Raw genomic sequence first — 13,814 nt, 5'->3', positions numbered from 1 at the left:
GATTTAGGATTGATGACTAATAAGTTTTGGATTATTTAGAGAGAGCGGGAATGGTGTTCCGCACCGCGTCCTGAGGGCTTGTTGCATAAGCTTTGCTATAATTTCTGGCTTTTTGCGGCCCGATAGCCCATTCAATGGCGCCGAGGATGTGTTTGCGAAGGTCGTCCTTCTCGTAATCTTCCTTTTGATGACCGATCGACGTATAAAATGCGCGTCCACCATCGTATTCATGCCACCATACCGACGGAAATACATCGCCAAATGTATCGAGCGCTTTTCCAGCCGGTTTTTGAATAGTTGAATGGTCGTTTACCGCCAGCACATTCAGATTTACTCCGAGCTCTTTAATAAAGTAGAATTCATCCGTTTGCCGCTGCCAGGTATTGCCGAGATGCGCCAGAGAAGGATTTTTAGGGTCAAGCACCTTTACCGAAAAGCTCTGCCCCGGTTCATGCCAGAAGAAAGTTCCGCCCAGCAGATCCTTGAACCACCGCCATTTGCGCTCCGTACCCGATGCCGAATGCAGGCCGACGAAATTGCCACCTGCCTGAATGTAACGCATCAATGCAACGCGCTGCGCATCGGTATCAAAGACATCATTATTAGTATTTGAAAAGACCAGGCAGTCGTACTGTTTCAGGTTCTCGTCCGTAAACTTCGACGGATCGGAGGTAGTGTCCACTGCGAAGCCATTTTGTTTACCCAAAGCAAGGATCGCGGTTTTGGAATGGGCAATGTTATCATGTACGTAACCCTTCCCATTTTTAGTGTAAACAAGGATCTTGACCTTATTCCACTTGATTTTCTGCGCGTGTGTACTCACCGGCCACACCAACCCGAGGATCGTCAGGCAGAGCAGGCTTGCTTTTACTAGAATGTGTTTTTTCATTGATATTGAATTAGAAAAAGGTTTGATATTAAATGCTTAAAATCCAATCGAATTCCCTCCATCCACGGGCAGTGAAACGCCCGTAATAAACTTGGCCGCATCCGAGCTGAGAAACACGGCTGCCCAGCCGATATCATCTGGTTTTCCCCAAATACCCATGGGTGTCCGGTCCATCGCCTTATCGCGGCGGGATGGGTCGCCGTTCATGGCGGTTAGCATCATGGGCGTTTCAATGAAGCCTGGTGCAATCGCATTTACACGTACATAATACGGTGAAAACTCGGTCGTGAGTGCTTTAACCATGCCGCCAACCGCGGATTTCGAAGCTGTGTAGGCTACCACACGATCAATGCCGTACAAGGCTGCCATCGATGTGATCATCAGAATAGATCCGCGTTTACGCTCAATCATGCGCTTGCCGCATTCGCGGGTAATAGTGAAAACAGCATGCAGGTTAGTCTGGATAATACGGTCGAAATCTTCGTCTGTCACTTCTATCGCATGCTTTTTCATATTGATACCCGCATTGTTGATCAGGATATCGATCTCGCCGACTTGCGTTTCAATGTCGGCAATTAGCGCTGGTATCGATTTCAGGTCGGTGATGTCGTTGACAAAATAACGGGCATTCGCGCCTAGCTTTGGCAATGCCTCTTTTAACACATCTTCACGACGGCCGGTGATGACCAGCCTGGCACCTGCATTGGCCAGGCATTGGGCAATGTGGAAACCGATGCCACTTCCTCCGCCGGTAACAAGGGCAATTTTGCCTTCCAGTGAGAAGACATTTAGTGATGAATCTGAATGCATTTGACTATTAACAGACATGTATCTTAAAATTAATAGAACCTGGACTAATACTCTTGCACCGACCGTGCGATACTCATTTCCAACCCCCGCAACTCGGCCAATGCTTTGAGCCTGCCGATCATGGAATAACCGGGGTAGGTCTTTTTATGCAAATCGTCGAGCATTTGAAAACCATGATCGGGTCGCATGGGTAGCAGCGCATCGGTATAGTGTGCCGCCTTGCGCCGAAGCTCTTCCTGATGTAATGCTTTGATCACTTCGTACATATCTACATCGCCATTGAGGTGCGGTGCTTCGTGGAAGTTCCGGTTATCCTCGGATTCTCTCTTAGTAGTTCTGAGATGAACAAAATGGATGCGGTCGCCCAAGCGCCGGATGATACCCGGTAGATCGTTGTCGCCACGGACACCCAGCGACCCGGTACAGAATGTGATTCCATTGGCGCGGCTGTCACATGCGTTCATTAGTTGTGCAAGATCAGCTTCCGTACTTACTACACGCGGCAGGCCCAGCAGCGGACGAGGTGGATCGTCGGGGTGAATGCAAAGGTTGATGCCTAATTCTTCAGCGACGGGTGCAATCTCACGAACGAAGTAATAAAGGTTTTCGCGAAGTTCCTTATCACCGATTTGCGCATAAGCATTCAGCAATTCCTGAAAATGGGCCAGTTCAAATGCCTCCTCCGAGCCAGGTAGACCAAGTAGTACCGTGTTGGTTAAAGTCTGGATTTCAACAGGAGACATACTCTGCAACTTCAGTTTTGCCGATTCCCTTACTTCCGCATCATAATCCGCTTCTGCGCCGGGGCGTTGAAGAATGTAAAGATCAAACAACGCAAAATCCTCCCACACGAAGCGAAGCGTCTTGTGGCCTTCGGGAAAAGTGTAGGTGAGATCGGTGCGGGACCAGTCGAGAACCGGCATGAAATTGTAACAAACCGTACGGATGCCTGCCTCAGCCAGGTTCCGCAATGATTGTTTGTAGTTTTCAATGTATTCGTCTCTCGACGGCAGCCCCTTCTTAATATGCTCATGAACCGGCAGACTCTCTACCACCAGCCATTTCAGCGTAGTATGCTGTTCATTGCCCGTCTCGATCAATGTGATCCGTTCCTGGATTGCCGCCCTTGTCCAAACATCGCCAACCGGGATCTGGTGAAGCGCCGTAACGACGCCACTACATCCCGCTTGCCGGATGTCCATCAAGGAAACCGGGTCATTTGGGCCGAACCAGCGCATGGTTTGAATCATTCTTTTGGTAATTTTTATAAAAATAATAACATAATCTTGTATTGTAACCGATTGCATTAACTTGCCGTAAATAAGACAAGACGGATTTGATCAAAGTATTTTCAAATTCAAAACGTAAATAACAGACGGCTTAAGTTATTCGAACCCCTTACAGGAAAGGCAGATGGAAAAGGAAATTACCATTTACGACCTCGCAAAAATATTAGCGTTGTCACCTGCAACGGTGAGCAGGGCATTAAACGACCATCCCGCAATTAACGTCAAAACCAAGATGTTGATTGCAGAGAAGGCTGCCGAGCTGGGATATCGTTCGAACACTTTTGCCAGCCACTTACGAACCCGAAAGACTAACACGCTGGGTGTCATCGTGCCGAGGCTGAATAGCAATTTTATGTCGACTGTACTGGCCGGAATGGAGGAAGTTGCGAACAACTTTGGTTATAACCTCCTCATCAGCCAGTCGTTGGAGTCGGAAGCGAAAGAGCGGGCTAATGCGAAAACGATGTTCAATAGCCGTGTGGACGGCCTGCTCGTGTCGGTGGCTTATGATACCGATTCATTTGATCACTTTTCAGCATTTATCGACCGAAATATTCCCGTCCTCTTTTTCGACAGGGTATTAGCCCATCCGCAATGCGGAAACGTGGTCATCGACAATGAGCAGGCCGGATACGATGCTGCGCGCCATTTGTTGGATGAAGGCTGCCGCAAGCTCATTCACGTTACCGGCGATTTGCGAAGAAATGTGTACGCCGACCGGCTGGCTGGTTTTCAACGGGCAATGAAGAAGGCAGACATTCGGACCGATGATACAATGATCCTAACCACTGACCTGAGCCAGGACGCCGGGAGGTCAGTGGCCGAAAAAATACATCAGATGGATCAAAAACCTGGCGGCCTATTTATTGCCAACGATCTCTGTGCGGTTACCTGTATGCAAGCCTTGCAGGAAAGAGGCTATTCGATCCCGACCGACATTGCCGTTGTCGGTTTCAACAACGACCCGGTCTCCCAGGTGATCACTCCTCAACTCACGACGGTTTTTTACCCCGGTTATCAGATGGGTAAGACAGCGATGATGGCCGTTGTAGGTCAGCTAAACGGAACAAAGCCATTGGATTTTATGGAGCCGATTATCCTGCGATCGGAACTGATGATCAGGCGGTCGTCGAAACGGTCGGAGAGTTCGTAATTTGCACCGCATTCAACGTTTTGCCATGAGAATTTTCCTGTAATTTATTATTTTACATACGGAAGCATATCAATATGGAAACTGTGGCTGAAAGACTCTATTCGCTGGAAGAATACTTCGCCTTTTGTGAGACACACGAAGGCCGGTTCGAATTCGTCAACGGAGAAATCATCGAGATGTCTGGAGAAACAACTACGTCCAATAGGATTGCGGGTAATATTCATTTCTGTCTGCGAGGAAGTTTGCAGGACAGCGCCTACGAACTTTACCAAAATGCAGTAAAGTTGAAAGTAGAAGATGGCAGGGTCGTCCGTATTCCAGATTTCATGATTTGCGAAGGAAAGGGCGATGCGATCCGATACACCACTTTTCCATTGCTAATTGTTGAAGTATTGTCTGAAAGTACTGCCAAAATCGATCGCGTTGACAAGCTTCGCGAATATTCACATGTATCATCGTTGCAGCATTATCTTATTGTTGAACAAACACAATGCTATATGGAAGTATATAAGCGCGATGGCGATCGTTGGTTTGTTGATTTTTATAACAATATGGAAGAAGTGATCAAGCTGCCTTATTTTGATATCGAGCTCCCTCTGGCCGCGGTTTACAAAAAGGTGATTTTTTCTGACGCAACTTCATTTTAGGCCTAGAAACGCAATACAAAAACCTGCTGAGTAGCCTTCCCAATCTCATTCTTTATTAAACGATTAAATGCAAGCATCTTTCCATTTGGTGACCATACAAGATTACCAGGAACATTCGCGGACGCTTTAATCAAGGTCTGAACCCTTTCTTTGAACAGACCTTCCCCTGCATCGCAAAGCATAATGCCACCCTCAAAAATATAGGCGATATGCTTCCCATCCGGATGCCAGCGAAGATTGCCTTTTACATCCGACGTATGCTCGGTAACTTGTGTAGTGGTGCCTCCATGGGGCGAAATGGTGAAAATCTGGGTAATGCCGCTCCTGTCTTTCGCCAAAAAAGCAAGCTTGCTCCCGTCCGGCGACGACCTTACTATGCCGGAGCAGCCTGGGTGGGGAGTATCTGCCGTAAAAGTCAGCCGTCGCTGAATGGTACCTTTGGGCGGCATCGGAAAGTCCGTATCTGTTCCTTCCAGTGGGCCTAGAGGGCCGCGTTGGGTAATATCTTCAGGAATGTCGACGATGAAAACTTCCGGGACCTCGGTGCCATTTCTATCTCTGACAGTGCCCAAAAATGCCCGAGCGATTTGTTGCTTGCCATTTTGACCGGCATAGCCGTTCAAGCCGACCCAACTGTCACTGTTGGCTTGGCTTATCTCGTCGCTTCCCAGGGCAGGATTTGGGACTACCTGCACCACAAGGGCGCTGAACCATTCGCCGGAGACATTTTCTACATTTTCATCGACCTTAACAGCCCTTATTTTCTTAGAAACCCCAATCGTCCGCAGGTTCCGTTTCTGACCGGTCGAGTCTTCCAGCGCTTTTAAAATAGCATCATTATAAGTAAACCCGATCCATTGACCGTCGCCGCTCCACTCGTGACGATGCGTGCCTCCGCGTAATGCACCCGGTGTATATGGGGGCGTTATGTCGCGTGCATCCATGTATATAGGCACATTGGGGTGTGTATCATCGATGATTACACCCGTGCGTCTCCATTGCTGGTAGGGGTTTTCTCTGGTACTGTTTGAAAGGCCATGAATAAATACCACAGCATTTTGCTTCGGGCTATAACTGACGGCCCCTGCACCTGGACCCCACACCGCATTATTCCTAATACCAAAAAGGACTTGTTTCTCCCCGGTTTCAACATTCACCCGCTCGATACGCGCCGATTCCGCAATGCCGCCATCATCGGTCCTGGTGTCATACACGAGCCACTTGCCATCAGGAGAAAAGTTGTCGTTATTATCCAGGTCGTGGTGATAGGTCAAGTCGTGGGTGATCTGTTTTTCTGCGGTATCTGTTTGGCAGGATTGCATGCTTGATAATATTAGAAACGATAAAACCGGGATAGAAACAAGTCTCATGGTTAAATTTACTTTTGAGGAGCGCTGATAACCCCCAGGTACCGGCCCATCCAGTAAGGCAGCAGCCAGATATCGCCGGCGCTGTGTTCACCTGCGCCGTTACCACCGCTTCGATCCAGGCTGAACATATTCGCGTTGTGGCGCTGGATCGGACGTTCATCGGGTGGCAAAACTTCTTTAATGGATTGCTTCCGGAAATTGGGCTCCAACTTTTCGATATCCTTACGATGACTGTTTTTGATCACCCAATCAATCAGGTCGATGGGATGTTCCCGCAGGTACCAAACCGTTTCGTCGAGATCAAATTCTTTTGGGCTTGTCACTGCTGTAAAAATATTCCACGCCCCTTCCTTCTCTGGTCTTTCGGCCTGCCAGTGATCGATGATCTGTTGTTTATATCTGGCCTTGAGCGTGTCATTGAGCGCATAGCGATAAAGCCCCCAGTATCCCAGAAAATACATTTCGTCATCCGAGTGATTCCAGCCGTCAGACATGTGCTTAGCGTGTTCGTCAGCGTCTTCCGGTGCGCGTCCGATAACGCTCATCGGACGCATCATGTTCTCGAAATAGCCATGCTTGGTCATTAATTCCAATGCTTTGGCTTTGTATTTCTCCTTCTTGGTGAAATGATAAGCCGTTTGCAACATGGCAACGATGTTTGAAGAATTCAGCTTGCGATCGCCTACATTAATAGGGAAGGAGTTTACATAGTCGGGATGCCATTTGCCCCATTGTGTGGGCTTGCCGTCATAATCGATGAGGTACATATTGTTTTTAACAATGTGCGACATGACGGTATCAATGAGCATAATGGCTTGCTTCTTAATTTTCGGGTCGTCGACCAGCTCCGCGGCTGCGCCAAATGCGAAAATGTGCCCTATTATCTCGTCGCTACTGGTGGTTGCCTTCCAATCCCATTCTTTCTCGGGAGAATGCTGCCAGCGCTCGATGTCGTGCAGCTCATTGATGTGACCCGATCGCTCATAGGAACGTGCCGGAAAGCCAGCCACAGGGTTTACAGTATAAAGTCGCTCCATGGCGTCCATTGATTCGCGGCAATTTTGCAATGCCTCGGGGTTTTTGGTCGCAGCGTATCTGAAAATCTCACCGCCGAGGTACATAGAAGTCCAAAGGCCGTCGTTGTCAGAATCTTCCATGAAGCCGGTGGAAAGGTCGCCATGACTTAGCCCCACAAGGTGCGAATTAAAACCGTTACGGATGTGGCGCAATCTTACCTGATCTTCAAAAAGCATGGCTTTTGCTTCCAAGGTCATGGATTTAAACTCAATTTGTCCTAAGCCTTTGGTTGTTAGTACTAATACTGAATTTTTCGGCCCTTCCTGAATGTCGATGACAGCATTACCCGGAAGCCAGCGCTCGCCAAAATAGTAATCATATTTATTATCAGCGCGTAAGGCAAAGGCACCCAGATCGGAACCGAACCAAACTTTGCCATCAACTTCTTTGATAGCCGTAATGTTTGTAACAGGAAGTTTGCGACGGATTTCGCCGGTTTGTTTTCCGGTTGGAATATCAAACACCAGGTAGCCATCCCTCGTGCCGATAAAAATTTTTGTTTCTTTCGAGGTTACGTCAAAGGTGGTGAAATCGTTGCCGCTTAATGCCTTTGCCAGTTTTTTATCCGATACCCCTAGTTTGTAGAGCGACTTTTTTCCCAGAATCCAGAACTGGTTTGCATTGCTTTGAAATGCTACGGCAATGGCCGCGTCGTCCGGTAACTTGCCATTCCAAAGACTTTTCGAATCTTTGATCAGTTCCAAAGATTCGCCGTCCGAAATCAGAAATGTAAAATCTTTGCCTCCTGCGAAAATCTTGGCTTTGGGGAGGTTGTGCTTCGAAAATAAAGTTCCCGCCCACGCATTGCTGAATACAACCTGGTCGGTCAGGTAAACGAGCTGATTTTCATAGCGGATGAGTCCGCTGATATGCTTGTCTTTCATGTACCGGTAATTCCGGTCGGGCACCACTTTGCCGGGGTAGAGGAATTGGCCGTCATAAGTGTGTCTAAGGCCTTCTGTCGCCAGCATTTGGACTACCCCATTTCGGTCGGCGGCGACCTTGAGGAGCGAACTTTGCATAGTATCAGCGTAATATTTGACACTAAAATCCTGCAAAAAGGGCTTGTCCTTATAAACGGAAGGGCCTTGTGCCTTTGTAATGGCAATAGTTGTCAGTAGTAGGAGGGATGTAAAAAAAGGTTTTTTCATGGGTATGAGTGTTTATTTTACTTTTTTTCTTCTTTCCATCATCTCTTTCCAGGTGGTCAGGATGACGCCTTCCGATTGAAGGTAACTTCTCAAATCGGGATCGATCATTGAGAGCATATCCGCGTAGCGCGAGCCGCCCGATGCGCTGATGTACTTGAAATCGTCGGTCACGTCGCTGCTGTGGACGATCATCATCGCTACGCCGGGCTGCATTCTGCGGATCGTTTCGACGAACTTCTGCGCTTTGTATTTACCCCATTGAGCTGCGGTGAAATGATCTCCTTCCGGCTTCCAGTCGCCGCTGATCGTGTGCAGGTCATCGAGGACGGGCAAGCCCGCTGCCCATATTTTTTGTCCGAATTCCACCGACCGTTTGGTGATCTCTGGTTCAGGAAGCTGCATTCCTTCCTGCCACTTACCCTCGGCTTTCAGCTTTTTGACCAGTGGATTGTTCAGGCATTCTTTCAAAAGCATATTATTACCGCCAGGAAACATCACGGGGATACCAAACTCGGCGCCCACTTTTATGTACCGTTCCAGATAAGGAATATGCGCGAACAGTGTGCCCATATGCGAATCCATATGCGTCGGTTTCAGTCCAAGCTTCAAAGCGCGGCTCAGTTGTGCACGAATTTCCTGTTCCACCACATCCGGACTCGCATGGCGGATCACATCTTCGACCTCGTGCCACATACAACCTTCTTCGTCTACAAGCCCCTCCGAATGTGCAATGCCGTTTAAAGGTGGCCAGCGGTAATCCTGCCATTCAGAGGTAAGCGTCAAGTGCAGGCCCGCATCCATACCAGGGTTCGCGACCGCATATTTGACAAAGCTGGCTGCCCACGGGCACGGCATCATAATGCTGCACGAAGTGGCAACGCCATTTTGTACCGATTTTTTAGCGCCCTCATTCGAGTAATAGGACATTCCTGCATCGTCGACGTGGAAAATGATGACTTTAGAGCCCTTTGGCCAGCCGAGCTTTTCGGCGTAAGTCTGTTGTGCGGCTGTTTCTTGCATTACAAGTAATAGCAGGTTGATGAATAAGAGATAGGTCTTCATAACGAATGTTCGTCTCATGGCTTGTTATTTCGAAATCATACCTAAATACCGGCCCATCCAATAAGGTAATAGCCAGAAAACGGGCTCTCGCTCCACCTGTGGATTGCCGCCTGAGAGTGTCCATGGGTTTTTGTCCCAACGGACGGTCAACCGGATGCTGGCCGGTTGCAGCTCGCTTACCTGCTCGTCTTCGAGAACCGGTGTACGCACGACTTGAATATCCTCCCGTTTTCGGTGATCGATCGGCCAGTCTACCAGATCGAGCGGCGTGTCGACGAGGAAGTCGACCGAATTTTTCAGTTCGGCTTTTTTATCCAGGCAATGGGCGTAGATAAAATTGATGAGCGGATTATGGTCGCCCTTGCGTTTAAGGAACCATTCTTCCAGGTGATTCTTATAGAATTTTAAACGTTCGGGATCCTTTTCGCAATGGATCAGGATCGGATAGAGGTAAGCTTGTAATACCACATCGAAATAGATAAGCCAGGCAGGATTCTGTTGCGTCACTCCCTTCATATTGTCGAGATAATGCTCCTTTTCGATGAGCCTGAGGTATTCTTTCCCGTATTTTTCCTGGCCGGTCATGTGATGCGCCAGTTTCAGGAAAGCCAGCATTTCCATTGAATTTTGATTGCGATCGGGAAGCCATTCGGGGTCGCGGTTCAGTTGGTCCGGCGACCATACCGACCAGCGCGTTGCCTTGCCATCCACATCGGCAAAGTTCAGTTGATGCTGCATCAGGTAGTCAACAATTCTGCCCACATGTGCACCAATGACTTTTTTCTCGGCTGCGTCGGCCACGAGCGTATAATAGTAATAGTAGCCAAACATATGTCCGCACATTTCATCACTACTCGTATCTCCTTTCCAAAGCCACTTTTTGTCGGCCGACAAATGCCAGCGAACCTCCACCGGTTTAAAGCGTGGCTCCTTCACGAGTTCATCCGCCAGCTCGCGCTCCGTATATGTGCGGTTGCCATCGTGCATATACGTCCATGTCGCGGGGACGATCGTGCGTGCGAAAAAGCCTTTGGTACCGGTCACGTCCTGCAAAAGTTTCAGGAAGCCGAATGCTTTTCTGGCATTCTCCTTTGCAATCGGATCTTTGGTAGCGGCATAACGGAAACTTTCCATGGCGAGATAATTGCCGGTATATTCGCCATCGTTATCATCGTCCTCAGGCTCCCAGGTGGTGGTATCGCCCGCGACCCGCAAATGCGCCTGTCCGGCAATCCACGGCAAGCGGATATGCCTCTTCATCAGTACATCGTAAAAGAAGTCGCTTTTCGAGGCCAGGTTCATTTTACGCTTTTTTATAGCGCTTACGCCCCGCGGCGTGGCGATCCAGGCATTGCCGTTATTGTCAAATGCAATGTCATTGACCTGATCATCCATCAACCACCGTCTTGAAAATCGCAAGGAATGGCTGCCATCCTTCGCGAAACGAACCACGCCCGTTTGCGTGCCTACCCACATTGAGGAGTCGGGAGCCAGACGCACTGCGGTAACATAAATGGAAGGAATACCATCTTTGGGACGCAACTCTGCTTCCTTTTTACCCCTGGCCTGAATGGTAACACCGCCCAGGCCTCCGATCCAGAGCTTACCGTCGTTGTTGAATGCCAAACCTTTTGCATAAGCAGCGATTAGTGCGTCGGTTTTATAAGTGTGTTCCAAATTGGAAGGTGTCCAGTGGTAAAGCCCCACATCCGTGGCGATCAACAATCCGTCCTGTCCGTCGCTGATCACGTCACGCACAGACCTTGCGATGGCTGCTTTTTGTAATGTAAAACCCTTCAAATTACCTATCCAAAAGCCATTCGGGCCGATTGCGTAGACTGTCCCGGCCTTTGTACAAATCGACGAGATTGGCCCAGTTGGCCCATTCGCCTTTGTAACTGCACCGTTTTGGTATTGGTACAGCCCATTCCACGTGCCGAGCCAGATAGTTCCGGCAGAATCCTGTGCAAGGGCGAACGACGGTCCATTTGCGTAACCATCGAATATAGGTGCCCAGTTGCCTGAATCCTTTATTTTGCGAAAAATACCCTTTGCCGTGGCCGCCCATACATTGCCGTCGCGATCGGGGAGCACGGCCCTCACGTCATTGGCTTCCATGGGATAAGCTTCATGATATTCCTGCCAAAATGCTTCGTCCTGATGAAAAGAAGGCTCATTATCTGCGGTCTTGTCGCGCTGGCACGAGAAAAGTACCGGCAGGAAACCGCAGAGCAGCCATGCGATCAGATGTTTTTCAAATGGTTGCATCAGGCCTCCGCGTAGTTTTCGCTTTCCTGAAACAGCAAACTGATCAGTTTTTTGTGTTGTGAAAAGTCCGGGATGAGCAGTTGGGCACCGGCTCTTACGAGTCGGGGACGCTTGGCGGGATTATGGCCGAACCGCTGCACCTCGTCGCTGGTAATCCCTACGGAAATGCCTCCAGCCCGGCGCCCTTCCCGGATTTCGTCGGGTCCATCGCCGAACACAGCCAGTTCTTTCCCTTGCAGGTTATTGTCGCGGATAATCTTTTCTATCACCATTTTCTTCGAAAACTTGGTATAATCCCGTAAAGCGCCGTAAATGCCGCCGTCGAACAAATCGGCATAGCCGAGCATCCGTGCCTCATTTTTAACGTCGTCCGCATCGGTGCCGCTGGCGAGGTACATGGTCACACCGCGTTCTTTGAGTGCTTGAAGAAATGCCACAGCCCCTTTCAGGGTGTAGTCTTCCTGGCCGAGTTCGCCTTTGGCCAGTTTTTCCATGCGCTTGTTGACCATTTCCATCAAGCCGTCGTTGTAAATTTCCTTATATTGAAATTTATCCAGAATTTGTTCTTCGGGAACAAAGCCGAATTCACGGACCAGGTTCACGAGCCCTTCCATCTGGTAAATGGTCTGAATGCCCGTTGTTTTATGGATAAATGACTTCACTTCCGCCTGCACCTTATGGAATGTTCCGGCGTCGATGCTGTCATACCGGTCACCGAGAATGGATTTCATCATCACCGGTTCCATAATCTCTTCCCAGCCCTGTCGCAGGGAACTAATTGTGCCGTCATGATCAAAAACGGCATACCGTATATGTCCGAGCTTGTCGAGAATTTCCGGGACGCAGATTTCAAATTCAGTTTCAGGGTAATAGGTCGCAACGCGCTCGTTCTCGGCGAGGTCCGCATTGTAAACGTAATCGGGATCTTTGGCGACATTCGCAATTTCTTCACCGGTTGCGGTCCCCGTAGTATATAGTTTCTGAACCGTCACAGCCGCTGCAAAATTGCCAAACTGCGCCGCTTCGGCGGGCGACAGACCGGCCGCCAGACAAAGTGTAATGGCGCTGATAGCGGTATCGCCTGCGCCGACGGTGTCCAGTTTGCCTTTTAGTTGAATGCCGGGCAATTCGTGATATCCGCCTTCATCAAAGGCAATAATGCCCCGCTCACCGCAAGTGACGAAAACCGGCTTGTGATAACGGCGGAATATCTCTGCGCCATAGCCCTTTACATCGCTTAACGGTACATTTTCATAAGGTAGCACTTCCAGGCCGTTCAACGAAGCGATTTCGCGGTCATTGCATTTAAGGCAGGTATTTCGGAAGCGGTCATTGAAATGCCGTGAATCCAGCATCACGATTTTATCACGGTAGCGGTCGAATAGCTGATTGACGTCGTCGATAAAGGCTGCATTGGTAATGCTTCCGGTTACCTGTTGATTGAAAATCAATGCATCGCAATCCTGCAATGCATTTTCCAGTGCAGCCACCAGCTGCTTATCGGTTTCGGAACTTCTTTCATTATATACACCAAAATCGATGCGTGGTTCTTCCCGGCCGTCTTTGAGCCGTTTCAGGTAACTATATGTATTGAAATTTTCTTCTTGAATTAAAAATGCACGCGTATCCGCCCCGAGTTGTTGCAATTGCGCCGTCAATTCCCGTCCCTGCATGTCGCTTCCTACAACCCCGATGACGCTGATCCCCGCTGGTTTCAATGCGGCCAGGTTGGCCACTACATTTCCCGCACCTCCCGGCGTATAGTAATGACGGGCAACGGCCTGGGCCTGCAAACCGGTTTCAATGGAAACTTCGGATGTGCGGTCGTCCATGACCCAATACGAGTCCAGGCAGAAGTCGCCATACACGGCGACGCGAACGGTGGAGATTTTCTCCAGAATCTGATTGATGCGGCTTTGATCCATGAGCAAAAGTTGGTCTGGATTTAGAATTAAAATGGATATCGGGTGATGTTTGAGGATAATACTTTCGATCCTGGGATGAGGGCTATCAGTGATGCCTGGCATTCGCGGCAAATGTTACAAAATTGTTAAGAAAGCTATCGGAGAACAGTGAGGGGACCGTCAGTTATTTTAAG

Annotated in this window: 10 protein-coding genes; 2 read left to right on the top strand and 8 right to left on the bottom strand. The window is 49.1% G+C overall.

Annotation, left to right across the window (positions count from 1 at the left end; all coding sequences use genetic code 11):
• Positions 1 to 31 precede the first annotated feature (31 nt).
• Genes LZD49_RS16570 through uxuA form a run of 3 tightly spaced genes read right to left on the bottom strand, consistent with a single transcriptional unit; the run spans position 32 to position 2,949 of the window.
• On the bottom strand, positions 32 to 889 hold the full coding sequence (locus tag LZD49_RS16570) for a ThuA domain-containing protein (protein WP_234668678.1): 858 nt from the start codon (positions 887 to 889) through the stop codon (positions 32 to 34).
• Positions 890 to 925: 36 nt separating this feature from the next.
• A complete protein-coding gene (locus LZD49_RS16565) occupies positions 926 to 1,717 on the bottom strand; it encodes an SDR family NAD(P)-dependent oxidoreductase (RefSeq protein ID WP_234668677.1) in 792 nt (263 codons plus the stop codon).
• 26 nt (positions 1,718 to 1,743) lie between these two features.
• Entirely contained in the window at positions 1,744 to 2,949 is a 1,206-nt protein-coding gene (uxuA, locus tag LZD49_RS16560) for a mannonate dehydratase (protein ID WP_234668676.1), read from the bottom strand.
• A gap of 163 nt (positions 2,950 to 3,112) precedes the next feature.
• On the opposite strand from uxuA, the gene LZD49_RS16555 reads away from it, so the two are divergent.
• Complete coding sequence (locus tag LZD49_RS16555; RefSeq protein ID WP_234668675.1) at positions 3,113 to 4,141, top strand: LacI family DNA-binding transcriptional regulator; 1,029 nt, start codon at positions 3,113 to 3,115, stop codon at positions 4,139 to 4,141.
• 74 nt (positions 4,142 to 4,215) lie between these two features.
• Positions 4,216 to 4,788, top strand: a complete 573-nt coding sequence (locus LZD49_RS16550; RefSeq protein ID WP_234668674.1) for a Uma2 family endonuclease — start codon at positions 4,216 to 4,218, stop codon at positions 4,786 to 4,788.
• A 2-nt stretch (positions 4,789 to 4,790) separates the two neighbouring features.
• Here LZD49_RS16550 and LZD49_RS16545 read toward each other — a convergent pair whose 3' ends face one another.
• The 5 genes from LZD49_RS16545 to LZD49_RS16525 are packed head-to-tail and all read right to left on the bottom strand — an operon-like array spanning position 4,791 to position 13,641.
• Complete coding sequence (locus LZD49_RS16545; RefSeq protein WP_234668673.1) at positions 4,791 to 6,110, bottom strand: DUF3748 domain-containing protein; 1,320 nt, start codon at positions 6,108 to 6,110, stop codon at positions 4,791 to 4,793.
• A gap of 56 nt (positions 6,111 to 6,166) precedes the next feature.
• A complete protein-coding gene (locus LZD49_RS16540; RefSeq protein ID WP_234668672.1) occupies positions 6,167 to 8,386 on the bottom strand; it encodes a hypothetical protein in 2,220 nt (739 codons plus the stop codon).
• Positions 8,387 to 8,398: 12 nt separating this feature from the next.
• Positions 8,399 to 9,466 carry a polysaccharide deacetylase family protein gene (locus tag LZD49_RS16535; protein WP_409021329.1) on the bottom strand — a complete coding sequence of 356 codons (1,068 nt, stop codon included), beginning with the start codon at positions 9,464 to 9,466 and terminating at the stop codon, positions 8,399 to 8,401.
• 6 nt (positions 9,467 to 9,472) lie between these two features.
• Positions 9,473 to 11,716, bottom strand: a complete 2,244-nt coding sequence (locus LZD49_RS16530; protein WP_234668671.1) for a two-component regulator propeller domain-containing protein — start codon at positions 11,714 to 11,716, stop codon at positions 9,473 to 9,475.
• Positions 11,716 to 13,641: a PfkB family carbohydrate kinase gene (locus LZD49_RS16525; RefSeq protein ID WP_234668670.1), complete on the bottom strand. Its 1,926-nt coding sequence runs from the start codon at positions 13,639 to 13,641 to the stop codon at positions 11,716 to 11,718. Before LZD49_RS16525 ends, LZD49_RS16530 begins: the two co-directional genes overlap by 1 nt.
• Positions 13,642 to 13,814 lie beyond the last annotated feature (173 nt).

It is taken from the genome of Dyadobacter sp. CY261 (assembly GCF_021440085.1).
Lineage (GTDB): Bacteria > Bacteroidota > Bacteroidia > Cytophagales > Spirosomataceae > Dyadobacter.
This window is presented reverse-complemented; position numbering and strand designations above follow the sequence as displayed.

Bases quoted from the DNA above. Each gene is read 5' to 3' on its own strand.
- LZD49_RS16570 (WP_234668678.1), bottom strand. From the start codon at position 889: ATGAAAAAACACATTCTAGTAAAAGCAAGCCTGCTCTGCCTGACGATC.
- LZD49_RS16565 (WP_234668677.1), bottom strand. From the start codon at position 1,717: ATGTCTGTTAATAGTCAAATGCATTCAGATTCATCACTAAATGTCTTC.
- uxuA (WP_234668676.1), bottom strand. From the start codon at position 2,949: ATGATTCAAACCATGCGCTGGTTCGGCCCAAATGACCCGGTTTCCTTG.
- LZD49_RS16555 (WP_234668675.1), top strand. From the start codon at position 3,113: ATGGAAAAGGAAATTACCATTTACGACCTCGCAAAAATATTAGCGTTG.
- LZD49_RS16550 (WP_234668674.1), top strand. From the start codon at position 4,216: ATGGAAACTGTGGCTGAAAGACTCTATTCGCTGGAAGAATACTTCGCC.
- LZD49_RS16545 (WP_234668673.1), bottom strand. From the start codon at position 6,110: ATGCAATCCTGCCAAACAGATACCGCAGAAAAACAGATCACCCACGAC.
- LZD49_RS16540 (WP_234668672.1), bottom strand. From the start codon at position 8,386: ATGAAAAAACCTTTTTTTACATCCCTCCTACTACTGACAACTATTGCC.
- LZD49_RS16535 (WP_409021329.1), bottom strand. From the start codon at position 9,466: ATGAGACGAACATTCGTTATGAAGACCTATCTCTTATTCATCAACCTG.
- LZD49_RS16530 (WP_234668671.1), bottom strand. From the start codon at position 11,716: ATGCAACCATTTGAAAAACATCTGATCGCATGGCTGCTCTGCGGTTTC.
- LZD49_RS16525 (WP_234668670.1), bottom strand. From the start codon at position 13,641: ATGGATCAAAGCCGCATCAATCAGATTCTGGAGAAAATCTCCACCGTT.